This is a genomic window from Maribacter litoralis, from assembly GCF_003075045.1.
Lineage (GTDB): Bacteria > Bacteroidota > Bacteroidia > Flavobacteriales > Flavobacteriaceae > Maribacter > Maribacter litoralis.
Genome location: NZ_QCZD01000009.1, coordinates 18,351 through 40,679, shown reverse-complemented (window position 1 = coordinate 40,679; position 22,329 = coordinate 18,351). Strand labels below are relative to the sequence as shown.

Sequence of the window (22,329 nt, the reverse complement as noted above, 5' to 3'; positions counted from 1 at the left end):
ACAAATAAAATCAGCATCCCACCAAACAATACAATAATGCACTTTTACACCACTTAGCCCCAAAAAGTAGCAGCATTTTGCTCTATCGACCACAATTACGTGTTCTATCCCTATAAAGTTAGTTTCTAAAGGTTTAGCATCAACCTAAAAAGGACATTTTTGCCATATTTGACCCGAACCAAAAATCAAATATAAATGTCATTACTAACAATAATCTTAAACATTTTATTACCGCCATTAGCGGTATTCTTAAAACATGGAGTAAGCACAACTTTGCTAATCAGTATACTACTGACTTTGTTGGCATGGTTACCAGGCGTAATTCATGCGTTTATAGTAAATCAATAATTAATCCTAAAAAAAAAATAAGAATGAAGAAATTAATAATTCCAATTATGGCATTGGCCATAGTAAGCAGTTGTAACATTAAAAAAGAAGAAAAAGGTGAATTACCAGAAGTGGATGTAGATGTATCTGCAGACTCAGGAGAATTACCAGAATATGATGTAAACTGGGCAGATATTGACGTAGGTACTACTACAAAAACGGTTAAAGTGCCTAAGCCTATGATCGTTATGGAAGAGGAAGAAGTTGAGGTTCCGGTAATCGATTTTGATATGCCAGGAGAAGACAAAGAACAACGTACCATTATGGTAGAAGCAGAAGTTTCTGATAGTGAACACAATTTAGATATACAAGAAATTCGCGCTACAGAAAATCGCCTGTACGTTATTTCTAAACTTGAAAAGCTGGATACCGATTTAGGTGAGCAAAAAATGAGAATTCAAGATCAGGTAGAATTAAACGCACCAGATTTAGATGTGAAACATATTATTGTAGGTGAAAAAGCCGATAATATTTTGAACAATCAATACAAGTATGTTAATTCTATGAACGACTTGGACGATAAGATTAAGAACGCAAAAGTGATTTACTCAGATTCTTAATTAACTTTTAAGCAAAAAATACAAATGCCGATGATAGATTATCATCGGCATTTTTTTTGTCCTGTTTCTCCACATCATCTTACTTCAATACTTTTTTTTTACTCATTTACAACAAGTTAAGCTCGTTATTGGCTTAGTTATTGATGCATTCTTTAATCTGATCAATTCAATTAAATAACCAAAAAAAACACCGACCAAATGAAACATTTCTATTTTGTATGCTTAACTATTTTCTCCCTTACGATTTCAATACAGGCACAAGGTGAAAGCTCCCTTGTCGATGTTGGTGGGTATAACATGCATTTCAACATTATAAAAGGAGAAGGAGTTCCCATTCTTTTTGAAGCTGGCGGCGGAAATGATAGTTCTGTCTGGGCACCTATTTTAGAAAGCATTTATAACGTTACGGGTACTACATTGATTACGTATGACCGTTCTGGTTTTGGGAAAAGCGAATTGAATCCGGATTTAAAAAAAGAAACAGATTTTGGAATAGAGAATGGAATAAAAGAATTGGAAATTGCACTAACAAAACTAGGGTATGATAGTAAAATAATACTGGTCTCCCACTCTTATGGCGGACTTTACAATATGCTTTACGCACGTAAATATCCTGAAAAAGTAATTTCAATAGTTTCGATCGACGCAACTCCAAGCGAATTCTGGAACGAAGAATTACTTTCCATGAGAGATATGAATGTAGATATCACTACAATACCTAAACCTTCTGGCGATTATTACATGAATTATAATTATAATGCAACCATGCGATATGTTAGAGGCATGATATTCCCAGAAAACATACCTGTTACAAACATTTTTCCTGAGAATTCTTTTCCCGACTTTCCAGAAATACTGTCAACCAGATGGAGAAGATTACAAGAAGAACTTGGTGAAAAAAATGAGAATATTTATAACGTAATTGCTAAAAATAGCGGTCATGCCGTATTTCAAGATAATCCCACTTTGATTATTAATTCAGTTATTAAAGCTTATGCTAAAACCTTAGATGAAAATCAACATATCAACCTATTACCGAAGGTTTTGAACAATGCCATTGATTTATCGATACAATCAAAATACAACAACCGAACGGCGCATGATTTAAATACCTTGGGATATTCATTGATGGCAAACCAAGACATGGATAATGCCTTAGTAATATTTAAAGCAGCAACCCTTTTATTTCCACAAAACCCAAATGCCTACGATAGTTATGGTGAGGCTCTTTTAGCAATTGACAAAAAGGAAGAGGCTATTAAAATGTATGAAAAATCAATTGAGCTGAATCCAGAAAATGACCATGGAAAAAGTATATTAGAAGAATTGAAACGAAAATAATACCTTCAATCAATGAATAAAATTAGAGCTTATATTAACCAATTAGTAAACATCAACGATACCGATTGGGAAATATTTTCTTCTAAATTGATGAAAAATGAGCTAGGTAAAAAAGATTTCATTCTAGAAGCTGGGCAAATAGAGCATAATTTATCGTTCATTGAAAGTGGTTCCGTACGTTTATATATACCCAAAGAAGATAAAGATGTTACTTTTGGCTTCTGCTTTGAAAATCAGTTCGTAAGTGCTTATGATTCCTTTTTAACACGTATGCCATGTTCCTATTCCATACAAACCTTGACCAATGTAATACTGTGGCAAATTTCGTATGAAGATTTACAAAAGGTGTATGCTAAAAGCCAAATAGGAAACACTATCGGCAGGTTGGCGGCGGAAAGTCTTTTTCTAATTAAATCTCAGCGAGAACAATCATTATTGAATGAAACGGCAGAAGAAAGATACTTGTCTCTTTTTGAACAACGCCCTAAATTAATAAAAGAAATTCCCTTAAAATATCTAGCCTCATATATTGGTGTTACACCACAAGCATTGAGCAGAATCAGAAAACGAATTACACGATAATCGAGATTTATAGGTTCCACGTCTATCTCCCGGCAAGGTGGAATTTATTCTAATTCTTAAACATCTTTACTAGTAATGCCTTCGCAGTAGTACCAAAAGTTTAATTACTTAACCTAAGTTCATTGTTTAGTGACTTTGTAGAAAAGATCTTTGTAAAAAATAAAAATGAAGCCACTGGTAGTACTTATAACCGTTACATTGATAGCCTTTTTACTTATCAAAATCTTTTATGGTTTTTATGACATATCTCATTCTTCACGAATTGGTATGTCCGTCATGTTACTCTTCACAGCAATGGGACATTTTATGTTTCCAGATGGGATGACAATGATGCTTCCCGATGCTATCCCATTAAAAAAAGAAATAATATATTTCACGGGAGTAATTGAAATAGCAGCTGCAATAGGCTTACAATTAAAACAATTTCAAAATCTAACCGCTTGGCTTTTAATAGTATTCTTCATCATTATTCTTCCTGCCAATATAAAAGGAGCAATAGATCAAGTAAATTTTCAAAAAGGCACGTATAATGGTTTGGGCGTATCCTATCTTTGGTTTAGAGTTCCGTTACAAATACTATTTATACTTTGGGTTTATTTAAGTTCGATTAGATTTAGCTAAAAATAAGATTTCAAAGAGGTTACAAATACTAAATGAAAATGGCTAACTTTAGTAACCGTTGAATTTTAAATCATAAGCCATGAAAACACTATTTACCTCTTTACTTTTCGCCTCTGTATTAATTTCCTGCAACTCATCAGATAAATCAAAAGCCACATCCGAAGAAAGTACAGAAGTAGCAACCATTACCGAAGCAACAGCACAAACAAAAAAGCAATTAAAATCAATTGAAACGGATGACGATTTAATTGCAACTGCTTTAATGGCCGCACCAGCTGAAAGCAGACAAAACACCAAGGTAATTGGCTACAACATGGCTGGTGAATTTGTCACGTTAAAAGAAGGTGATAGTGAGTATATCGTATTGGCAGACGACCCAAAAAAAGAGGGTTTCAATGCCGCATGTTATCACAAAGACCTAGAACCTTTTATGGCTAGAGGAAGAGCTTTACGTGCAGAAGGGAAATCTGCCAAAGAAATTTTTGAAATTCGTGAAGCCGAAGTTAAATCTGGTGAAATTGAAATAACGCCCGGTTCTGCATTACACATTTACTATGGTCCAAATACGACTTTTGACCCTGAAACTTCTAAGGTAGAAGGTGCGAAGCTACGCTATGTTATATATACCCCTTTTGCTACGTCAGCATCAATTGGGTTACCTGAGACTCCTACAGCACCTAATCACCCATGGATTATGGATCCTGGCACACACAGAGCACATATTATGATTTCTCCTCTAGTAAATAAAGTTGAGTAATTAGGAGTTAGGAGTTAGGAGTTGGGAAAAAATAAAACTCAAGTTTAAGTCCAATACTAGAAACCGAAGAATTAATTGCTATGTGAAAAACTGTTACTTAAACACTCTTATCATTACTAACAATCAACCCTAACTAATCATAAGTAACTACTATCTTAGCACAATGAATACAATTGATATTAGAACAGTAGATGTTGTTCAATATTTACAGCCTTTACGTGAAGGTGGCTCTATGCCTGCTATTGTAAAAGCCGATGACGACTTCTTGTATGTGCTAAAATTTAGAGGATCAGGGCAAGGTAAAAAATCTCTTATTTCAGAATTTATTGGTGGTGAAATGGCACGAGCCATAGGTCTTAAAGTACCCGAGTTGGTATTTATGAATTTAGAGGATACTTTTCGTCAAACCGAACCCGATGAAGAAATTCAAGATTTACTGAAATTTAGTGTAGGCTTAAATTTAGGATTGCATTTTCTATCGGGCGCTATTACTTTTGACCCCTTAATTTCTACCGCTGATGCCATTACGGCCTCAAAAGTTGTTGTTTTAGATAGTTTGATAAGCAATATTGACCGAACCGCTAAAAACGCGAATCTTTTATATTGGCATAATGAGTTATGGGTGATAGACAATGGGGCCAGTTTTTATTTTCATCATAACTGGGAAACTTGGCAGAATCACCTCACCAGAACTTTCCCTTTTATAAAAGACCATGTATTATTACAACAAGCCACTGCCTTAAGTGATGCTGCTACCGAAATTAAGAAACACCTTACTACAGAAAAAATCAACGAAATAATTACCAACGTACCAGAAGATTGGTTGACAAGTGAATCTGATGTATTAAATGCGGATGAAAAAAGAGCTGCCTATATTCAATTTGTAACCACTAAGCTATCAATGATAGATGTATTAGTTAAAGAAGCTGAAGATGCAAGATAGACATACATTTAAATTTGCAATAGTACGCATTGTACCAAAAGTAGAACGGGAAGAATTCTTTAATGTAGGCGTAATTTTATTCTGTAAACGAACCAAATTTTTGGACATTAAATACCATATTGACCAAGAGAAACTAAAAGCATTTTCCCCGGAAATTGAATATGATATATTGAACGATTATTTAAAGGCCTGGAAATTGATCTGTGAGGGAAATAAAGCTGGAGGTCCCATTGGCAAATTAGAATTACCAGACCGTTTTGGGTGGTTAACCGCATGTAGAAGTACGGTAATACAAAGCTCGACCACCCGATCCGGACTTAGTACCGACCCAGAAAATGAATTGGAAGATATTTTCAATAAGTATGTGTTGTAAATCTTGATTAATTTATTAACCGAACGGAGTATTTGGTAAAAATCCTAAACCCATATTAATAAAAAAGGAACGCTATTGCATATACTATTCTTAAATATCGAGTTTAATAAGTAAGTTTATATAAATATACTGACTCACTCATCTCAAGTAAAAAACAAAACATTTTACGCTATGGAATCATCTCAACTTAAAACTATTATTCAAGGCATTCCAAAAGCGGAACTCCATCTACATTTAGAAGGTAGTTTTGAGCCTGAGCTAATGTTTGAGATTGCGAAGAGAAACAATATTACTTTACCTTACGATTCTATAGAATCGGTTAAAGCGGCATACAAATTCAATAACCTACAAGAGTTTTTAGACATTTACTATGCCGGGGCTCAAGTACTGTTATATGAGCAAGACTTTTTTGATTTGACCTGGGCTTATTTAACGAAAGTACATAGCGAAAATGTAGTTCACGTAGAGGTATTTTTTGACCCACAGACCCATACAGAGCGTGGTGTGGCATTTGATATTGTCATCAATGGAATTCATCGTGCTTTGGAAAAAGCCAAAACCGAATTGAATATTACGTACAAATTGATCATGAGCTATTTGCGTCATTTAAGCGAAGAAGCGGCTTTTGAAACCTTAGAAGCTTCCCTCCCATTTAAAGATATCATAGACGGAATCGGTTTAGATTCTTCCGAAATGGGAAATCCGCCAAGTAAATTCAAAGGGGTATTTAAGGCATCTGCAAAACAAGGCTATAAACTGGTAGCACATGCAGGTGAAGAAGGTCCGGCAGACTATATTTGGGAAGCCTTAGACATTTTGAAGGTAGTACGTATTGATCACGGTAACCGCTGCTTAACCGACGAAGCATTGGTAAAAAGATTAGTAGACGAAAAAATTGCTTTGACCCTTTGCCCTACCAGTAATGTTGCCTTAAAGGTAATTCAGAAGATGAACGAACATCCTGTTGCAAAAATGTTAGAAAAGGGAATTATTGCAACCATACATTCAGACGATCCTGCCTATTTTGGCGGATATATGAACGAAAACTATTACCAGACTGCCAAAGCCCTTAATTTAAGTTTAGGTCAAATTCAGCAATTGGCAATCAACGCATTTAAAGCTAGTTGGATGAGCACAGCTGAAAAAGAAAATCGTATTAAGGAAGTAAAGGATTATTTCAATTCTATCTGATTTTCCACGGGAATGAAAATGATAAATTTGGCACCTTCTCCCACGTTACTTTCTACCTGAATATGACCCTTATGGGTTGTAACTATTCTTTTAACAATGGAAAGACCAATGCCGGTACCTTGATATTCTTCATCGGTATGTAATCGTTGAAAAATTTCAAAAATCTTACTTTCATATTTTTGATCGAAACCAATACCGTTATCAGAAACTTCAATACAAGAGTAACGTTTATCCTCCGACAAGTCCAATTTAGGAAAATCTGCTCCGGAAACAATTTTGCCACTAACTTTTATAACCGGCTTTTCCTCGTTTTTACTATACTTAATGGCATTAGTAAATAAGTTGAACAATAATTGTTTGAATTGAATTGGACGAACAGTTATCTCACAATCTTTTGGCACCTTAAGAACGGTCTTATGCTCTTTAAGCTCTTCGCTCAAAACATCTTTTACGTCCATCACCAACCTTTTCAGAGATACACTGGTTAAACTGTTATCTATAGTTTCGGTTGAACCATATGCCATTAGATCTTGGATAAGATTTCGCATACGTGCAGCGGACAAGTCTATTCTTTCTAATTTATGTTTACCGGCTTCAGATAGGTTATTGAATTCGGTATCACTGACCTGGGAAATAAACATTTGAATTTTACGCAAAGGTTCTTGAAGATCATGACTACAGATATGATTAAAAGACTCCAAGTCATTGATCATCAATTCTAACTTTATCGTCTTTATTTCAAGTTGATTGGTACGCTGAAAAACCTTCTTCTCTAATTTTTTAGAGAATTTCTTCAACTTTCTATGTGCACGCTCAAGCTCCAGCTTATTTTTTCTAAGCTCCAATAAATTAATCACCTGTTCAGATAAAATATTCAAAGATTCTTTCTGACTCTGGGTCAATACTCTAGGCTTATTGTCGATTACACATAAAGTCCCTAAAGGCAGACCATTTGTATTTTTCAATGGTATACCTGCGTAAAAGGCAATATTTGGATCACCGGTAACTAAAGGGTTATTTTTAAAACGAATATCTTCTTTAGCATTCTCAACAGTAAAAATAGGCTCGTCTGCAGTAATGGCATGAGCACAAAAAGCATCTTCAATGGGAGTCTCAGAAGTTTCTAGTCCGTAATGAGATTTGAACCATTGCCGTTTATCATCAAGTAGCGTAATTAAAGATATTGGCGTCTGACAAATTTCTGCTGCAAGTTGGGTTAGATTATCATAATCTTTTTCAGGTAACGTATCTAAAATCGAATACGAATCAAGCAGAGCTAATCTTTCCTTTTCTCTAGGATGAATTTTGGCTTTCGTCATTATTTACTAAAGGGCGATGGTGGTTTATTTTTACAAATATAAGGAGCACCAGAACTTTATAAACTAAATATAATATAATCTTATGAAAGTCTACCGTGTATAACAGAACTAGAGGATTACAGCACAAGTACCCAAACAAAAAAAGTTGCTAAGGTGTATGGTACCTTGACACCTATAAAAGAAAAAAGCTCAACAATTATATTGTTGAGCTTTGCATTTCTGCGGAGAAAGAGGAACTATCCATAATCTACATTATCGCCTGTTTTCGGGCGATAAACAAACTCTTAATTTTAAGGTCCACCGAATTAGCCCCTTTTTAACAAAAATTTGGGTGTTTTGGGTTATCTGCCTTTAAATTAACGGCAAATAAGCTCATTTACGAAATTCTAATACGTAATCTACATTTCTAAAAAAGCAATATAATATCTTCTTTAAAATATAATACCATCCTTTATTTATACTTTACGAATTACGACATGGTGTCCTAACCCATCCTTTATTTGAACTTTATATATATTTCCCACAACAGGAGCATAAATCACCATATCTAAATTTACCATCAGTTCTACTGACGGGTTTTTTTTCTCGACAATAATTCCTAGGGTCATTTTTAGGATTATCGAAAAGTAGTTTGGGATTAATTTTCTTAAACGCCATTCATCCTTTATTTAAACTTTATGCCAAGATACCGTGTTCAATTCTTCCTAAAGCATACATAACCTTTTGTACGCCTCTTGCACTCTTTAAAAGTGATTCAGGGGTTATCCCGCCCAAGGCTTTTGACTTTGTCTTTAACCACTTTTCAAAGTTTGTTTTATCCTCGAAAACTGATTCTCCGTATTCTTTTAATCGAATTTGTTCTTTCATTAAGTTTTCCATTCTTTAATTTGACGGTTATGATTAACGACGTGGTGTCCTAACTTATCCTTTATTTGAACTTTGGTATTAATCTTCCTTCCTTAAATGTTTTATATAGTTATTCAAAAGCCCCTTTATTTGTTCAGCTGCAACTGGATTTGCAGAATGAACTTTAAAATTTAGATTTCTTAAGTCCAGTCCAGATTTATAGACAAGCCATTTCGCTGCGGCTAATCCGTCTGGGGCAACTTGCCCATCTTCACCTAATCCAAGATCATTGTCGAAACTTATGTAATTTGGAAGTCCATTTTTTTCTATGTATTCAACAAATTCATGATAAGTGCGAACAATATCGAACTCAGATTCCACTGTTTTATCATATTATACCATTTCAATGGTTCTTACATCATCTAAGAATAACTTCTTCAATTTTCATAAGTTTTATTTATACTCTTCAAATTACGACATGGTGTCCTAACTAATCCTTTATTTAAAATTTAATCTAGAAATCTAATAAGATCTCTCCCTCCGTATAAAACTCTTACAATTCTAATTCGGTCTTTTAAAATTCGGTAAAAGATAATGTGTGAAATATAAGGAAGACTTTTTAGACCTTTTTTGATGTCATTCCGTGTCCGACCTATGTGATAATTAGCGCTCAACTTTTCAAAATGCTCTTCAAGTCCTATTAAATATTTAATGGCTTGGTCATGTCCGAACTTACCTTCACTGAATTCATAGATTTCATCTATATCGGCTTTAGTTTCTTGAGAAAGAACATATGGGTATTTCATGAACTCTTCTTGGATGCTATTATCTGGCTCATAGACAAATTACTGTCTGGACCATCCCATCCTTTTTCAATTTCCTTCCTTAGATCCCGAATAACTTTTTCTCTATAAATACCGTGCAACCTTAGGGCATCTCGTATCACTTCGCTATTATTTTGATACTCGCCAGAAGCAACTTGCTCATTTATGTATTCTTCCTGTTTTTTAGTGAAACTAACATTCATATCTGAGATGATTTACATCTAAAATAATAAATAATGTCCAAATAAGCTATATTTGGATATAAAAAATTTTAAGATTCAATCTGTCCTTTTTTTGAACTTTTCCAATTACGACATAGTGTTCTAACTCATCCTTTAATTGAATTTTTAAACTTTCTTTAATTGGTGGACATAAATGTCCTTTATAAACGTTGACATATCCATCTTGAGTTAATGTATTTAATAATATTTTGGTTTTGTAAAATCCACTTATTGTATATCCTTTAAATCATTCCATGTAATCAACTCAATATTGTTTTTTTTGAGTTTCGAAATATTTTCTTGATCTGTAAAACTATCAAAGTCGATTTGTCTCCATTCAGAACCAAAATTAGGGTGATCGACCGTTATTCCTTTCATCTCGTTATCATTGAATGCGGGATGGATCAAAATGATATTTAATCCACTCACCAAATTGTCAAAAACATTGGCATAATAATCGCCCAACTTTCCAAACTCGAAATAATCAAATATTCCAAAATGTGCTTTTTCAATCAACAAATCTCCATCCTTTATATTTTCCTCAGGATTTAACCCTACCATTTCCATCAACTGTCTACTGATCATGATGGGTAGTTTATATTTTTTGCCTAAAGCCCTATATATTTCGAAGAACTCCGGTCTTGTTCCTACGCTGTACATATGTGAATCTATGTGAGTGGGTTTCAATCCGAATTTGAGGGCTTTCTTTATTTGTGCATCAAGTTCCTTTTCTACATCTTCTATGGATGCACTTTCTTTAAGATTTTCCCTTTTTTTATAAAAATGTCCATTCTCGTCAACCAAACTGCGAACTTCTGAAATTGGCAATACGGGACCAAACTTATAATATTCCCATTCACAGGTAAGTGTCAAATGTATACCATAGTCGAACTCAGGATTGCTTTTGGCAAAGCAAGCCATTTCATAATACCATGGGCATGGAACCATAATACTATATGAATTGACCATACCCATTTTAAGGGATTCAATTGTGGCAATATTTTCTGAATGGGATAATCCTGCATCATCCGCATGGATTATTAATAACTTGCTGTTTTTGGAAAAGCCCAGTTTGGTTGATAAATTCATTAATACTGATTGTTAGACCTCGAAAAAATAAATATAATTCTTTTAATATGTTAGTTTTTCAAACATTTGTAAGTATCCTTTATTTGAACTATAGGGTTACCTAAATACTCGATTATTAATGTTGATTAAGAAGGAATCATCTGAACCTTTATAAATAAACCCTGAAAATTTTATTTTCACCAGATCTCTTACTCTTTTGTCTCTAAAGTCTTGTAGTCTAATTTTTGGATTATATCCTTTTGCTGGTACTACAATTGTGACTTGCTCACTGTTCTTCCCGTCAGAATTTTTTAAATCAAAAAGAAAATCGACTAAAGTATTCTTCAACATAATGGTATTCTCTTCAAGAAGAATTTCAGACAAATGGTTCTTTCGTCTCTCCCCAATCCTAACTACATCAAATTTCACATCCATATCGTATCCTTTATTTGGACTTAAACTTAGCTGTTAGTGTTTTATTAATAACATGAATATAAGAAAAATCGCAAGAAGGTTTTATCTTACTATTCAACGCAACTAATGGGCAGAAATCTCATCTTAAAATAAAACGGTTAATGAAAATTTTTAGAATGCTCAGCTTACTATTTATAATTACGGCTATTTTTTCAGGCTGCTCTAATGATGATAGCAAGCCTGGTTGTTTTCAAGAAGATAATAGAAAAATATTGGCCACAATAAATAATATAGAAGGCACTATTTCACAACAATGTTCAGAAAATTTTATAATAATTCCAAATGAAAAAGTTAGTAATAACCCAGTTGGCTCTTTCTTTCCTTGTAATCTAAACGATGATTTCAAGGTAGAAGGAATACAGGTAGTCTTCAGTGGCTATATTTATGAATCTTTCGATACAGAGGATATATGTGCAGATTTTTTTGAAATAATCGAAATAAGGCTGACGGAATAAATAAATACTTAAAATTTAAGAATCATGAAATACATTTTGCTTTTACTATTTCTTCTGGCCCATATTTCATGTGAAAAAAGTGGTATTGAAACTCCAATTGGTTTTACGGTTTATAAACTTGAATCTATATATGGTGGCTTATCCGGTCAAACAATATTGGCTCAAGATTTAGATTTCAATGAAATGATAATAATTCAAAAGGATAGTACGTTTTTCAAGGAGAGGGTCTATTCGGATAGTACTATATCTTCAACAGGGGATTTTGAACTATTTATGCGAGAAGATGACGGACAAAAATTTTTCAAATTCACCTATGTCAATAATGATGGATTAATTGAAAATTGTAATAATTCATTGATTGAATATTATGTAATCCCAAATGAAAAATCTATTTCTAATGGCGGTTCCGTGCCATGTGATGGCCCAGGATACAACTACAGCAAAATAAGATAATCCTTTATTTGAACTTTAAACGGACTTGGCTCTTAATTTTACGAAATGATTGTTATTATTCAATATCCAAGCCCATTTCATACATATAAGCCTCCAAAGGTTTTAGACCATTCCATAATCGTAAAGAATCGATTATGGTCGTATCTTGAACTGGCCAAATATATCTTCGTTCAATCCAGCTGCCTGTAATAGAGTCAAATACTGTTTCCCTGCGTATTTGTGTTCCATAAATTTGAGGATGCCCACCGTGCATCAACACCCTATCATGATACATTGCCGCATAAGATTTGTTTAACTCAAAATTTTCAGCAGCTTTAAGAATCAAATCTAGATGTTTCTTCTGTATCTCAGGAGTTGAATGTTGCAATACGAAAAATGCTACTTTGCTAGCTGAATCACCCACTAAAGTTTTACCAGGATATCCGCCAACTTCCTTAATAATTTCCACTATTCTCAAAAGGTTCAAAGAGTCAATTTTATTCTGCGTATTGAGCATAACTTTCCATTTAATTGAATCTTTTGAGTTCTGAAAAGAAAAGCTTGATAACTCCAACCTGAATTTTTGATCCTCTAACATAATGCTATCAAGTTCCTTCGCCAATTGAACATAGTTAACTTTGGTATTAGGTTGACAATTTAGCAGTAGCAAAAAGAGTGAAGATACTATGAAGGATCTCAAAATTTTATAGTTGCATATAAGTGAGTATAAAACATAAATTCTATTTATTTTTTAAATATCAAGTTAAGAAATAATAGAAAAAGAATTTATTAACCGACTTTAATTAAACCTTTATTTGAACTTTAATCTGACTTTAAGAGCATAAAAATACTCACGACAACAAAAAATAGCACAATCCAAATATCCATAAAAATTGTAAGTTGTTCGGTTTAGATATAAATCGACCAAATTTACTTCGGCTCTTTTCCATAACAATTTGATTTTTTTAGATAAAAAAAATTTCTATGGGGCTTTTGCAAGGTGTTATGCCGCCCATGTGTTATTTAAACTTTCAAGAATTGGCCTAAGGTTTTTTATAGGAGCTAATGTTAGGCGGAGTATTGTCAATTCTGATTGGTTCCAATTTATAGCCTTTTTTCCGAAGTAGATTTATGACTCCTTCCTTTCCGCCCAAATGTTCCATTCCTACTGCTATAAAACTCCTGTCTTTTTCTATTAACGATTCAATATCGTTTAGCCAATTTTCATTTCGCTCGTCCACAAGAATACTCGTTATTGTTTCTCCAATTTGTATTGTTATACTATCCTTAAACTGACCAATTGATTCCTCCTTGTACATTTTTAGACTTTTTTGATAGTTAGAAAGAATTTCTCTTTTGATAAATGCGTTTTCAGGAACTTTAATGGTACTTAAGGTTTTCATCGTATTAAGGATTTCATCGATAGATTCAAGCCCTGTAATTTTTATTTTTGATTCCTGTGCTTTTTGGATAAGCTGACCTTCCATATTTTCAAGACTATCTCCGTATTCTGATACGATTGCCCTGTAACTTTCCAATAATAACTCCGGCATTTGAAAGTTTTCATACTTTCTTTGTTCCGCTTCATTGGTTATATCTCTTTCTAGGGCAAGAGTGTTGCAGTTTTGAAGTTTGGCAATAACAGTATCCGATAATATCAATTCTGATTTTGGGTATAAATGAATAGTACCAAAAATGTATGATTCCGTTCCGTTTTTGGATTCAATCCGCCATAGTAATCCATTTCTTATGTCCGCTGTATTCTTTTGAGAGCAAGCGGTCAAAAAAAGGAATAAAAGTAGTATGATTCCAAAAGCTCCTTTCATTGGACTCCTAACTTACGGATATAGATAAAGGTAAGTATACTTTTATTCTGTGAATACCTCAATACTAATTACCTTTTTAATTCTTTAATAGAATTTTACAAAGTACGACATGACGTCCTAACTCATCCTTTATTTGAACTTCATCTATTTTTTATTAGAACTGAATCCTCCGCTGCTCCAAAATAATACCAGACCCACTAAAAAAATTAGCATCATAAACCCAAAAAAACCATTCTTGCTTAAATCTCCAAATATGGCATTGATACCAAGTATTATTATAGCCACTACCATCAAAAATATTCCTAATGCACCCGTCTGTGAATTATTCATTATTTATCATATATTTGAACTTTACCACATTGTGCCCGAGCACTACAGGCTAAGAAAGTAAGGAAATACAGAGCATTGGATATCATTAAGATATTTTTATTTTGTTGATTCAGTCTTATACTTAATTTTAAATTTTCCATTGAAAACCCGATGATACACTGAACTATCATTATGCCGATTGTGGCCCGTTCCTATAATAGTGGCTTTCCCTCCAAATTCTCCTTCTATTATATTGTTTTCAATTGAGGTTATTGTTATTTTATTCTCACCGGATGGTAAGGCGAATATACATCCATTGTCGATGCCGCCGCAGTTTGGATTATTTTTAATAAGTAGATCTACTCTAGAATCAAACCAAAAGACACTCCCCTCGGATATTTCAAGAGTATAGGGCAATTTTATATTATGAATATCTATATCGTAAAATCGAATAGACCAAGATCCAACGCCCTCCTGGGCATCAGTATAAGAGGATGAGAGCCAAGTTGATTTATACTCAGTGAAATAGACGTTGGAATCTGACCCGTCAACATCAACTTGTGGGTATCTAAGCAACTTGTCGTCTATTTCACCCTCGATAAAAAAATCATAGTCCACAATCCCAGGGATAAAATCAGTCGTTTTATCGATTTGATATTTAGAACATGAAATCAGTGATCCCAGTAAAACTGCAGTGATGGCGAGTTGATTTATTTTTTTCATTTCTTAGGTTTACCAGAAGATGCCAAATGTCATGATTCGTTGCTTCAAATTGCTCCCATTTCACTGTTGCGGACCGTGTATATATGTTGTCCTCTGATTTATCTATCCTTTATTTAAACTTTAATTTTTCCTCAGTTTTTTGTTAGCAAGCGTTTTTATTTCAAATCAATGCTTAGTCGATTGAATTTATCAAAATAATCAACATTTAACTCTTCAAGTTCTTCATAAGTTACAACCTCAATACCATTGTACATTCGATTGAGGTCACTGGAAAATTTTTCTTTCATTTCAAGCTTTTCTTCTTTTCTCCCTGCTAGTAAAATATGGTCAAAGTTTTCTGTCCGATAACCCAACTTAGATTCTATTTCTGGTTCATTTTCTTTTTTACCTGAATACTCCCTATATCTCCAAACCTGTTCTAAATGAGCTAAATAGTTACTGCTCAATTGAGGTCTCTTGGTTTTCTTTTTGACATAAAAAGTTACATCTTCTTTTTTAACCTCGAAAAATGTTGTTTTTAAAAACTCTGGGAACTCTGTTTTAAGTATATAATCACATTCTTCATTAGTTTTCTCATTCAAATCATATAAGTTTTTCTCGTATTCAAAATCAATAAAAGCGTCTCTTAAAAGAATCATTTTATTCTGATTGAAAAAATCATGTAGAATAGTACGCTCATTATTTTTTCTATCATATTTGATATGATTATTGTAGGTAGAATTAAATTCTAAAATAGATTGTTCAATTTCTCTTCTATTTATTATTAGCCAATCGTAAACTAACGGTGTTGGTAGCTTAATGAATTCTTCCGATACGATTAAGGTTTTAAGTAAGAAGTAACTTTCTGAATTTTTAGTTACTCGATTCTTGTAATGAGTTTTATAGCAAGTTGATTCTTGAAAATTTTGAATGTTCTTATTTAAAATTCCTAAATTTTCTAAATCGGTTACTAATCCTTTTCGCCAAGTCCTTATAGCATTTTCAAATTCAGCAATAAATTTATCGTGTTGTCCTTCCTTATTTTTTTTAAGAATGGCTTGCCAATTATCCGCTGAAATTGTTCCTCTTGTTTCTATGTCAGTATATAGTATAACTGGGATAGAACTAATCCTAAAATTACCTTTTGAATAAGAAGTATTAAATCCATTTCTAAATCTTAAAATTTTGGACGCTTGCAAACTATCAATACTTTCTGCCGATGATTCATTAGTAATTATTACATCAATATGCAGTTTCTTATTTTCTAACTGTTCAATTATAAAGGATTTGGTTTTCTCGAATGAATTACAGAAAATTAATTCATTTTCTTCGTAGCCATAATTTTTGAAAATATTTTTATAGGTATCTTCTGCAGTTTTAAAGTCGTTTATTAATATTTTCATTTTTTGCTCAAATGCTTGCTAATAATTAATAGAAAAATATGTAACCAAGGACTATGAATAATCCTTTATTTGAACTTTCGTTGGGTTTTACTTTAATTTTATTGGTAATGTTGTTCCGTACCCCTCATCCGCTAAGATTGTAACTGGCAACTTAATATTTTCAGTGCTTATGATATCCCAGATAGATTTCACCCAATTACCAACCACATCTACCAGCACATCGTTTATATCAAAACTTGAATTAAATGGGTCCATCATCGGAACATTGGGTTCTAATCCTTGAGACGTATGTTTCACATTAAAGATGTCGGCTGTATCCTCAATCGCTTTATTAAGAACATATAAGTCAGGACCTGATAAGGAAACTCTGACCGAGAAGGTTCCTTCACCGTCTTGATCAGGAAAAATCATTAGCTCTATACTTTTCGTATTCTCTGGTAAAGATTTAAATATCATATCAAGTCTCTTTTCAACATTTGATTTGTGCGCATCCAAAACCTTCTTCAACTCAATTCTGTATTGGTTTTCTCCCATCGTTTAATTAGACTTATATATTGTTTGTGGTTACTTTTCTATTTCCCAATCGTTTAGTCTTTTTTGTATATGCATTTTTACAATTAATGATTCGGCATATCCAATAATGTAAAATTGTTCGATATCGTTAACATCATTATCCTTGAATTTCTCTGCAACTCTTACTGCTTCCGTAAAAGATTTAAATTGACATGCAAAGTCAATATTCATGTCGAAATATTTTCGTTTTCCTAGTTTATTCAAATAATCAAGCCGAGTAAGAAATTCATATTGGCTTATTATATTTCCAGACTTAAGAATAAAATAAGGTGATTGATAATGTTTAGGGCAGCCATCTTGTATAGCTCTATTGAGCTCAGTTAAATCAGCTATGTGCTTAACATTTACCTCTAATTTCATAAAATTTTTTATTGATATTCAATCCTTTATCTGAACTTTATTAATTGAATTTACATTGCGCTTAGTCTTCTACTATATTTTCTTTTAAAAGGTTGTCTATTTCGTTCAAGTCCGCAAAATGAGCGTTTGTAAGAAGTACAAAGCCAGAACCATCATTGATATTAAAACGGAACAAAGAAGAATATCCGACATTAGCCCCATCATGGCTTATAGCCTCAACTTTTTCATTTTTGTCAAATTTAATACCAACTCCTAAGCCATACCTATTTACTTTGCCATTTGATGTTTTTGTTGGGGTTGTCAACAATGAAATAGATTCTTTGGTTAGAATAGAAGAGTCTTCTTCGTTAAAGCCTGCCAAAACGGCCAGTAACAATTGTGAGTAATCGAAAGAAGTAGTCCATAAGGATGCCGCAGCTTCTTGTGTGTATACTCTATACCCAAATTTAATAGGTTTCCCTTTTTTATAGCCAAATGCTACATCATTCCAGCCATCAGGGGTTAATCCATAAAAACTGTTTTTCATATTTAAGGGTTGTAATAGCTCTTTCTGAATAGTATTCCTAAATAGCTCTCCTTTTGTATCTTTCATTGCTTTTTGTAGATAACAATAGCCACCTCCAGAATAGCTGAATTCTGTATTCACTGCTTCTTTCATTTTAATTTTAGGCTCCCAAATAAAAGTATGTTTGCTCTCAATTACATTTTCGATGTTAGGTATGATTTTTTTATTTGGTTTATAACCTAGGAACCCGTGAATATTAGTGCCCCCTGTATGACTGAGTAATTGAGAAATAGTAGGAATCACGTTGGGCTCTGTTTTAAAACCTTCTAACTTATTACTCTTTAAATAAATATTAATTTCATTATCAAGGTCAAATACCTGATTCTGAGAGTTTATAAGAAATAACAGTGCTGTGGGAAATTTACTTAATGACGCAGATTGGAAAATTGTATTTTCTGTTACGTTTTTTGAACCACTACTAATCCCAAAACCTTTATTATAAACAACATTCCCCTTTTTTAATATACACAAGCTTGCCCCAGGTATATTATTTATTACCATTAAACTATCAATTTTCTTTTCTTCTATTGCACTCAATTGGGAATTAACCGAAACGCAGGTGAGAAGAATTATAATTAGAGTAATCAATTTATTTTTCATCCTTTATTTGAACTTTGGTAACGATATAGCTTAAAATGGAACGGGTTAACACGAAATAATTTCCCTTCCCGCAATGAACTGAATCTTATTTTTTAATTTTAGTTTCTGCGCAAAACCTATTGGATAAGATTCTGCGACTTTATAAATATCGATAACACTTTCGGTTTACTCTAGCCCTTGTTTTATTATTAGGTATTGTTGTAGTTCGTATCTATTTCCGTTTTGTTAAAGTATAAATGTCTCCGATTGAATTGGTCAATCTAAGAGTATCGTTGGCATAACTAAAATCCCAAGTATCACTCAATATTAAACTCCAATCAAATTCGGCGGTCCAAGGACATTGATTTTCAAACTTTACCGTCCCGTTGGAAATTGTGTAATTACCATTACAAATAGCAGGAAATTTCACTATTTCACTTTCTCCAGAAAAATTGTTATCGTTCAATGTCAATTCCACATTTGAGCTGTTCTCCCCTCTTTGAAAAGTCCCGATGTATTGTCCATCAATATCATTTTCGACATTATCATTATTACAACTGAGTAATGTAAATACTCCAAATAACAAAATCAGAATATTCGCTTTCATATTTTCTTTTTCAACTAGATGAAATTCCTTTTAAAAGGTTGCCTCAAAATGTACTACAACAATTGAATATATAACATATGTTATATATCCTTCCAACACACAATATATAACATATGTTATATATCTCTTTTATATGTTCCAAGTTAAGAATTAATAGAAAAGAATGTAATCCGGGACTTTAAATAATCCTTTATTTAAATTTTGCTTTTTTATCGGCAATCATAGACATAGCATAAAAAAATGGATAGATATCTTCTTTATCAGCTAAATTAAAAAGTTCCAATGTTTCCTTGATATTAGTATAGTCCTTAAAATTAGTAATCAGGTAATCAATTTTAAGACCCTCATTTTCTCGATAAAAATAAATTATTATGCAAATTTTATCATTTTTGTATATACCGATTTTAGTCAAGCTTTCAAGTGAAAAATAATCGCTTTCAAAAAAATCACTTGCCATAAAAGACCCTTTTTCTCTACTTGATTTTTCCAACCATTCAATTGAAGGGTAGTCAAGATTAATCCTTTGAAACAAACTAATCATCTTACCTTCTATCAAATCATACTTGTTAGGAATACTCTTATTTTCAACAATTTGGTGTCTAGCCTCTCTGTCCTCAAATAGGACATCCTGCCCTAAATGGTTGTCAAATTTTTTTTTCCATTTTTCTTTTGATAAAGCTTCCTCCGCAACATCTTTTTCATGTCTAAATTTGTCCATAAACAGAATTCCTACACAAATTGCAAGGCATAATAAGAAAATAACCATATTAAGGAATTATTGTTTAACTGTGAATTTTGAGAAATTGTACTTTTATTTTCATAAAAACATCGCAGTAATTGCATTTAATCGTTTAATTATACTTTGTATTATTGGTTAATCAAATCCTTAAGTGAATACTTTCTAATTTCTCTGCTTTTCGATTTAGACAATTCATTTAGTTTGTTCTTATCTTGGACATCAAGCCAAAGCATTGGGTCGTTTCTGAATATTTTCCCGAATACAAGAGCTAACTCATGATTCAAGGAACGCTCACCTTTTATCAATTTACTTAGATTGGAAGGTCTAATCCCTATATACTCGGCAAATTTATTTTGTCTTATCTCGAACGCTGCCAAATACGCTTTAAGGAAGTCGCCGACCAATAAATGTTGTTTTCCATCGGAACGCAAATAATCCTCCATTTTGAATTTAAGTGACATTAGCTCTATCAAATTGTTCTGTTCTTTGGAACGTTCCTTTGATCTATTGAGCAGAATGGCTTGGAATTCATTGAACTCTTCTGTACCGGTCTCGGTCCTATCCACTAAAATTTGTGCATCCTTGAGATTCTTCATCATTCTAGATTTTAATTTAAATACTTATTTATAAGCATTAGCCCATTGACATCATCAATGAACATCCGCTGTCCTAGAGCTTGAATTGCCCCGTATTTACTTTTATATAGTTCGATAAGGTTGGTTTTTGATGTAAAAGTCAAATATCCCTTATATGGTCCCACAAGGTTAAAACTCTCTCTACACGCAAAGGCGATTAAACATCCGGCAACATAATCAAAACGTTTGTTGGACGAGCCATAATTATGTGGGGCATTTTCGATAACCTCCATAATGAGCATGCTGTTTTCGATTTTTAATTGAACCATCCCTTCAATGGTAAATGGAGAATTTTTTAATCGCAACACATAGATTTTGCTGTTTTTTTCCTTTAGAAGCTTGTTCCAATCAAACTTCCATCCATCTTTTTTGAGTGGCAATTTTCCTGAAGCCTGGACAATTTCAGCTTCGATTAAATCATTACTTGCTAAATCATAGATGTATATCATTAAGTACTAATATACAATATTATTGTCATATTTGTATAATTTTATTAGTTAATGTTGTCAATAAGGGAATTTAAATATTTCTAGTGTCGTAGGGTATTTTTTATTTAAACTTTGATAATTTTTTATCAATAATTTCATACCACTCTTTTTGCTTCTTATAGGTTCTAGGTAATGGGTGGTAGAAAGCGTATTCATGACTAGGTTTATTCCATCCAATACTATTTTCATCATTCGTCAATGCAATAGCTCTTTTTGCTAATTTTCTTAACCTGTAATTGACTCCCCAAGCATAAATAACAGGGATGCCGTTTATATAATATTTATTGAATTCATCTGTTCTCCTCTCTGTAAATAAAGAATGATTAATACCATTTAAATCCATTGGGGCTATTTCTTTATAAAAATAAGAACTCTTAGGCTCACGCAAATCTGACAAATTTAGAACTCTGGCGTATTTATAGCCACTTAATTCCATTACTCTTATTATTTGTTTCTGTGTTACATCTGGCTTAGCCTCAGTTTCTAATCTTCCGTTGTCATTTTTGTTAAGTGGGGATGAGCTACCTGGGTTCATCATTATAACCATTAAATCAGGTACACTACAACTATCTTTTTTTGATTTGATATTTAGATATTTTCGAAAATTATATTCCCCATCGCTATAATAAAAACCTGTAATAGCATAATCATTTAAATCAACACCCTTTAAGTATATTTTCGCTTTCGCCATTAGAATTTCTATCATATATTTGAACTTTACCACATTGTGCCCGAGCACTACAGGCTAAGAAAGTAAGGAAATACAGAGCATTGGATATCATTAAGATATTTTTATTTTGTTGATTCAGTCTTATACTTAATTTTAAATTTTCCATTGAAAACCCGATGATACACTGAACTATCATTATGCCGATTGTGGCCCGTTCCTATAATAGTGGCTTTCCCTCCAAATTCTCCTTCTATTATATTGTTTTCAATTGAGGTTATTGTTATTTTATTCTCACCGGATGGTAAGGCGAATATACATCCATTGTCGATGCCGCCGCAGTTTGGATTATTTTTAATAAGTAGATCTACTCTAGAATCAAACCAAAAGACACTCCCCTCGGATATTTCAAGAGTATAGGGCAATTTTATATTATGAATATCTATATCGTAAAATCGAATAGACCAAGATCCAACGCCCTC

Annotated in this window: 32 protein-coding genes; 11 read left to right on the top strand and 21 right to left on the bottom strand. The window is 32.9% G+C overall.

The genetic code is table 11. The features are described 5' to 3' along the window. Positions 1-195: 195 nt before the first annotated feature. The 9 genes from DCS95_RS19870 to DCS95_RS19830 all read left to right on the top strand — a co-directional run bounded on the left by DCS95_RS19870 (position 196) and on the right by DCS95_RS19830 (position 6,755). Positions 196-348, top strand: coding sequence for a YqaE/Pmp3 family membrane protein (locus DCS95_RS19870; protein WP_116772545.1), 153 nt, complete (start codon positions 196-198; stop codon positions 346-348). A gap of 23 nt (positions 349-371) precedes the next feature. After that, positions 372-947, top strand: coding sequence for a hypothetical protein (locus DCS95_RS19865; RefSeq protein ID WP_116772544.1), 576 nt, complete (start codon positions 372-374; stop codon positions 945-947). Positions 948-1,145: 198 nt separating this feature from the next. Continuing rightward, positions 1,146-2,288, top strand: a complete 1,143-nt coding sequence (locus DCS95_RS20365) for an alpha/beta fold hydrolase (protein WP_164674253.1) — start codon at positions 1,146-1,148, stop codon at positions 2,286-2,288. A gap of 12 nt (positions 2,289-2,300) precedes the next feature. Then, positions 2,301-2,870, top strand: a complete 570-nt coding sequence (locus DCS95_RS19855; RefSeq protein ID WP_116772543.1) for a Crp/Fnr family transcriptional regulator — start codon at positions 2,301-2,303, stop codon at positions 2,868-2,870. Positions 2,871-3,035: 165 nt separating this feature from the next. Further along, positions 3,036-3,491, top strand: coding sequence for a DoxX family protein (locus DCS95_RS19850; RefSeq protein ID WP_116772542.1), 456 nt, complete (start codon positions 3,036-3,038; stop codon positions 3,489-3,491). 79 nt (positions 3,492-3,570) lie between these two features. After that, positions 3,571-4,248, top strand: a complete 678-nt coding sequence (locus DCS95_RS19845; RefSeq protein WP_116772541.1) for a hypothetical protein — start codon at positions 3,571-3,573, stop codon at positions 4,246-4,248. 163 nt (positions 4,249-4,411) lie between these two features. Then, on the top strand, positions 4,412-5,191 hold the full coding sequence (locus DCS95_RS19840) for a HipA family kinase (protein WP_116772540.1): 780 nt from the start codon (positions 4,412-4,414) through the stop codon (positions 5,189-5,191). After that, entirely contained in the window at positions 5,181-5,564 is a 384-nt protein-coding gene (locus DCS95_RS19835; protein ID WP_116772539.1) for a DUF3037 domain-containing protein, read from the top strand. The genes DCS95_RS19840 and DCS95_RS19835 overlap by 11 nt, the downstream gene beginning before the upstream one ends. Before the next feature lie 171 nt (positions 5,565-5,735). Further along, the gene (locus DCS95_RS19830; protein WP_116772538.1) at positions 5,736-6,755 is read left to right on the top strand and encodes an adenosine deaminase; all 1,020 of its coding nucleotides are present in this window, start codon (positions 5,736-5,738) and stop codon (positions 6,753-6,755) included. Here the strand turns inward: DCS95_RS19830 and DCS95_RS19825 are convergent. The 7 genes from DCS95_RS19825 to DCS95_RS19795 all read right to left on the bottom strand — a co-directional run bounded on the left by DCS95_RS19825 (position 6,737) and on the right by DCS95_RS19795 (position 11,468). Further along, on the bottom strand, positions 6,737-8,074 hold the full coding sequence (locus DCS95_RS19825; RefSeq protein WP_116772537.1) for a GAF domain-containing sensor histidine kinase: 1,338 nt from the start codon (positions 8,072-8,074) through the stop codon (positions 6,737-6,739). The genes DCS95_RS19830 and DCS95_RS19825 overlap by 19 nt on opposite strands. A 675-nt stretch (positions 8,075-8,749) precedes the next feature. Then, positions 8,750-8,953, bottom strand: a complete 204-nt coding sequence (locus DCS95_RS19820; protein WP_116772536.1) for an MbcA/ParS/Xre antitoxin family protein — start codon at positions 8,951-8,953, stop codon at positions 8,750-8,752. A 66-nt stretch (positions 8,954-9,019) separates the two neighbouring features. After that, entirely contained in the window at positions 9,020-9,301 is a 282-nt protein-coding gene (locus DCS95_RS19815) for a cyclic-phosphate processing receiver domain-containing protein (protein ID WP_244178502.1), read from the bottom strand. A gap of 128 nt (positions 9,302-9,429) precedes the next feature. Further along, positions 9,430-9,726, bottom strand: a complete 297-nt coding sequence (locus tag DCS95_RS19810) for a type II toxin-antitoxin system RelE/ParE family toxin (RefSeq protein WP_116772535.1) — start codon at positions 9,724-9,726, stop codon at positions 9,430-9,432. Next, on the bottom strand, positions 9,723-9,947 hold the full coding sequence (locus DCS95_RS19805) for a type II toxin-antitoxin system ParD family antitoxin (RefSeq protein ID WP_116772534.1): 225 nt from the start codon (positions 9,945-9,947) through the stop codon (positions 9,723-9,725). The genes DCS95_RS19810 and DCS95_RS19805 overlap by 4 nt, the downstream gene beginning before the upstream one ends. Positions 9,948-10,193: 246 nt before the next feature. Next, positions 10,194-11,054 carry a polysaccharide deacetylase family protein gene (locus tag DCS95_RS19800; RefSeq protein WP_116772533.1) on the bottom strand — a complete coding sequence of 287 codons (861 nt, stop codon included), beginning with the start codon at positions 11,052-11,054 and terminating at the stop codon, positions 10,194-10,196. Positions 11,055-11,150: 96 nt separating this feature from the next. Continuing rightward, positions 11,151-11,468, bottom strand: coding sequence for a hypothetical protein (locus DCS95_RS19795; RefSeq protein WP_116772532.1), 318 nt, complete (start codon positions 11,466-11,468; stop codon positions 11,151-11,153). 155 nt (positions 11,469-11,623) lie between these two features. Here DCS95_RS19795 and DCS95_RS19790 point away from each other — a divergent pair, with 155 nt between their 5' ends. Together DCS95_RS19790 and DCS95_RS19785 are read left to right on the top strand one after the other, a co-directional pair. Then, positions 11,624-11,962, top strand: coding sequence for a hypothetical protein (locus DCS95_RS19790; protein WP_116772531.1), 339 nt, complete (start codon positions 11,624-11,626; stop codon positions 11,960-11,962). A 24-nt stretch (positions 11,963-11,986) separates the two neighbouring features. Beyond that, positions 11,987-12,415 (top strand): hypothetical protein, encoded by a 429-nt coding sequence (locus tag DCS95_RS19785; protein WP_116772530.1) that lies wholly within the window; start codon positions 11,987-11,989, stop codon positions 12,413-12,415. 55 nt (positions 12,416-12,470) lie between these two features. On the opposite strand, the gene DCS95_RS19780 is transcribed toward DCS95_RS19785, so the two are convergent. The 14 genes from DCS95_RS19780 to DCS95_RS20430 all read right to left on the bottom strand — a co-directional run. Continuing rightward, positions 12,471-13,016 carry a DUF6624 domain-containing protein gene (locus tag DCS95_RS19780; protein WP_164674252.1) on the bottom strand — a complete coding sequence of 182 codons (546 nt, stop codon included), beginning with the start codon at positions 13,014-13,016 and terminating at the stop codon, positions 12,471-12,473. 421 nt (positions 13,017-13,437) lie between these two features. Next, a complete protein-coding gene (locus DCS95_RS19775; RefSeq protein WP_116772528.1) occupies positions 13,438-14,220 on the bottom strand; it encodes a TraB/GumN family protein in 783 nt (260 codons plus the stop codon). Positions 14,221-14,364: 144 nt separating this feature from the next. Then, positions 14,365-14,550 (bottom strand): hypothetical protein, encoded by a 186-nt coding sequence (locus DCS95_RS20360; RefSeq protein ID WP_164674251.1) that lies wholly within the window; start codon positions 14,548-14,550, stop codon positions 14,365-14,367. A gap of 96 nt (positions 14,551-14,646) precedes the next feature. Further along, positions 14,647-15,252 carry a hypothetical protein gene (locus DCS95_RS19770; RefSeq protein ID WP_116772527.1) on the bottom strand — a complete coding sequence of 202 codons (606 nt, stop codon included), beginning with the start codon at positions 15,250-15,252 and terminating at the stop codon, positions 14,647-14,649. Between the two features lie 155 nt (positions 15,253-15,407). After that, the gene (locus DCS95_RS19765) at positions 15,408-16,634 is read right to left on the bottom strand and encodes a Shedu anti-phage system protein SduA domain-containing protein (RefSeq protein WP_116772526.1); all 1,227 of its coding nucleotides are present in this window, start codon (positions 16,632-16,634) and stop codon (positions 15,408-15,410) included. Positions 16,635-16,721: 87 nt separating this feature from the next. Continuing rightward, positions 16,722-17,168, bottom strand: a complete 447-nt coding sequence (locus tag DCS95_RS19760) for a DUF6389 family protein (RefSeq protein WP_116772525.1) — start codon at positions 17,166-17,168, stop codon at positions 16,722-16,724. A 30-nt stretch (positions 17,169-17,198) separates the two neighbouring features. Next, complete coding sequence (locus DCS95_RS19755; RefSeq protein WP_116772524.1) at positions 17,199-17,567, bottom strand: hypothetical protein; 369 nt, start codon at positions 17,565-17,567, stop codon at positions 17,199-17,201. Between the two features lie 61 nt (positions 17,568-17,628). After that, complete coding sequence (locus DCS95_RS19750) at positions 17,629-18,732, bottom strand: serine hydrolase domain-containing protein (protein ID WP_116772523.1); 1,104 nt, start codon at positions 18,730-18,732, stop codon at positions 17,629-17,631. Positions 18,733-18,943: 211 nt separating this feature from the next. Further along, positions 18,944-19,318 carry a hypothetical protein gene (locus DCS95_RS19745; RefSeq protein ID WP_116772522.1) on the bottom strand — a complete coding sequence of 125 codons (375 nt, stop codon included), beginning with the start codon at positions 19,316-19,318 and terminating at the stop codon, positions 18,944-18,946. A 190-nt stretch (positions 19,319-19,508) separates the two neighbouring features. Beyond that, positions 19,509-20,036: a hypothetical protein gene (locus DCS95_RS19740; protein ID WP_116772521.1), complete on the bottom strand. Its 528-nt coding sequence runs from the start codon at positions 20,034-20,036 to the stop codon at positions 19,509-19,511. 149 nt (positions 20,037-20,185) lie between these two features. Continuing rightward, positions 20,186-20,656 (bottom strand): helix-turn-helix transcriptional regulator, encoded by a 471-nt coding sequence (locus DCS95_RS19735; protein WP_116772520.1) that lies wholly within the window; start codon positions 20,654-20,656, stop codon positions 20,186-20,188. Positions 20,657-20,664: 8 nt separating this feature from the next. Further along, positions 20,665-21,141, bottom strand: coding sequence for a hypothetical protein (locus DCS95_RS19730; protein ID WP_116772519.1), 477 nt, complete (start codon positions 21,139-21,141; stop codon positions 20,665-20,667). Positions 21,142-21,241: 100 nt separating this feature from the next. After that, positions 21,242-21,886, bottom strand: a complete 645-nt coding sequence (locus DCS95_RS19725) for a DUF1643 domain-containing protein (RefSeq protein ID WP_116772518.1) — start codon at positions 21,884-21,886, stop codon at positions 21,242-21,244. 86 nt (positions 21,887-21,972) lie between these two features. Beyond that, positions 21,973-22,329: hypothetical protein (locus DCS95_RS20430; RefSeq protein ID WP_208630775.1), on the bottom strand; the 357-nt coding region annotated here is incomplete at its 5' end.

Bases quoted from the DNA above. Each gene is read 5' to 3' on its own strand.
- DCS95_RS19870 (WP_116772545.1), top strand. From the start codon at position 196: ATGTCATTACTAACAATAATCTTAAACATTTTATTACCGCCATTAGCG.
- DCS95_RS19865 (WP_116772544.1), top strand. From the start codon at position 372: ATGAAGAAATTAATAATTCCAATTATGGCATTGGCCATAGTAAGCAGT.
- DCS95_RS20365 (WP_164674253.1), top strand. From the start codon at position 1,146: ATGAAACATTTCTATTTTGTATGCTTAACTATTTTCTCCCTTACGATT.
- DCS95_RS19855 (WP_116772543.1), top strand. From the start codon at position 2,301: ATGAATAAAATTAGAGCTTATATTAACCAATTAGTAAACATCAACGAT.
- DCS95_RS19850 (WP_116772542.1), top strand. From the start codon at position 3,036: ATGAAGCCACTGGTAGTACTTATAACCGTTACATTGATAGCCTTTTTA.
- DCS95_RS19845 (WP_116772541.1), top strand. From the start codon at position 3,571: ATGAAAACACTATTTACCTCTTTACTTTTCGCCTCTGTATTAATTTCC.
- DCS95_RS19840 (WP_116772540.1), top strand. From the start codon at position 4,412: ATGAATACAATTGATATTAGAACAGTAGATGTTGTTCAATATTTACAG.
- DCS95_RS19835 (WP_116772539.1), top strand. From the start codon at position 5,181: ATGCAAGATAGACATACATTTAAATTTGCAATAGTACGCATTGTACCA.
- DCS95_RS19830 (WP_116772538.1), top strand. From the start codon at position 5,736: ATGGAATCATCTCAACTTAAAACTATTATTCAAGGCATTCCAAAAGCG.
- DCS95_RS19825 (WP_116772537.1), bottom strand. From the start codon at position 8,074: ATGACGAAAGCCAAAATTCATCCTAGAGAAAAGGAAAGATTAGCTCTG.
- DCS95_RS19820 (WP_116772536.1), bottom strand. From the start codon at position 8,953: ATGGAAAACTTAATGAAAGAACAAATTCGATTAAAAGAATACGGAGAA.
- DCS95_RS19810 (WP_116772535.1), bottom strand. From the start codon at position 9,726: ATGAAATACCCATATGTTCTTTCTCAAGAAACTAAAGCCGATATAGAT.
- DCS95_RS19805 (WP_116772534.1), bottom strand. From the start codon at position 9,947: ATGAATGTTAGTTTCACTAAAAAACAGGAAGAATACATAAATGAGCAA.
- DCS95_RS19800 (WP_116772533.1), bottom strand. From the start codon at position 11,054: ATGAATTTATCAACCAAACTGGGCTTTTCCAAAAACAGCAAGTTATTA.
- DCS95_RS19795 (WP_116772532.1), bottom strand. From the start codon at position 11,468: ATGGATGTGAAATTTGATGTAGTTAGGATTGGGGAGAGACGAAAGAAC.
- DCS95_RS19790 (WP_116772531.1), top strand. From the start codon at position 11,624: ATGCTCAGCTTACTATTTATAATTACGGCTATTTTTTCAGGCTGCTCT.
- DCS95_RS19785 (WP_116772530.1), top strand. From the start codon at position 11,987: ATGAAATACATTTTGCTTTTACTATTTCTTCTGGCCCATATTTCATGT.
- DCS95_RS19775 (WP_116772528.1), bottom strand. From the start codon at position 14,220: ATGAAAGGAGCTTTTGGAATCATACTACTTTTATTCCTTTTTTTGACC.
- DCS95_RS20360 (WP_164674251.1), bottom strand. From the start codon at position 14,550: ATGAATAATTCACAGACGGGTGCATTAGGAATATTTTTGATGGTAGTG.
- DCS95_RS19770 (WP_116772527.1), bottom strand. From the start codon at position 15,252: ATGAAAAAAATAAATCAACTCGCCATCACTGCAGTTTTACTGGGATCA.
- DCS95_RS19765 (WP_116772526.1), bottom strand. From the start codon at position 16,634: ATGAAAATATTAATAAACGACTTTAAAACTGCAGAAGATACCTATAAA.
- DCS95_RS19760 (WP_116772525.1), bottom strand. From the start codon at position 17,168: ATGGGAGAAAACCAATACAGAATTGAGTTGAAGAAGGTTTTGGATGCG.
- DCS95_RS19755 (WP_116772524.1), bottom strand. From the start codon at position 17,567: ATGAAATTAGAGGTAAATGTTAAGCACATAGCTGATTTAACTGAGCTC.
- DCS95_RS19750 (WP_116772523.1), bottom strand. From the start codon at position 18,732: ATGAAAAATAAATTGATTACTCTAATTATAATTCTTCTCACCTGCGTT.
- DCS95_RS19745 (WP_116772522.1), bottom strand. From the start codon at position 19,318: ATGAAAGCGAATATTCTGATTTTGTTATTTGGAGTATTTACATTACTC.
- DCS95_RS19740 (WP_116772521.1), bottom strand. From the start codon at position 20,036: ATGGACAAATTTAGACATGAAAAAGATGTTGCGGAGGAAGCTTTATCA.
- DCS95_RS19735 (WP_116772520.1), bottom strand. From the start codon at position 20,656: ATGATGAAGAATCTCAAGGATGCACAAATTTTAGTGGATAGGACCGAG.
- DCS95_RS19730 (WP_116772519.1), bottom strand. From the start codon at position 21,141: ATGATATACATCTATGATTTAGCAAGTAATGATTTAATCGAAGCTGAA.
- DCS95_RS19725 (WP_116772518.1), bottom strand. From the start codon at position 21,886: ATGATAGAAATTCTAATGGCGAAAGCGAAAATATACTTAAAGGGTGTT.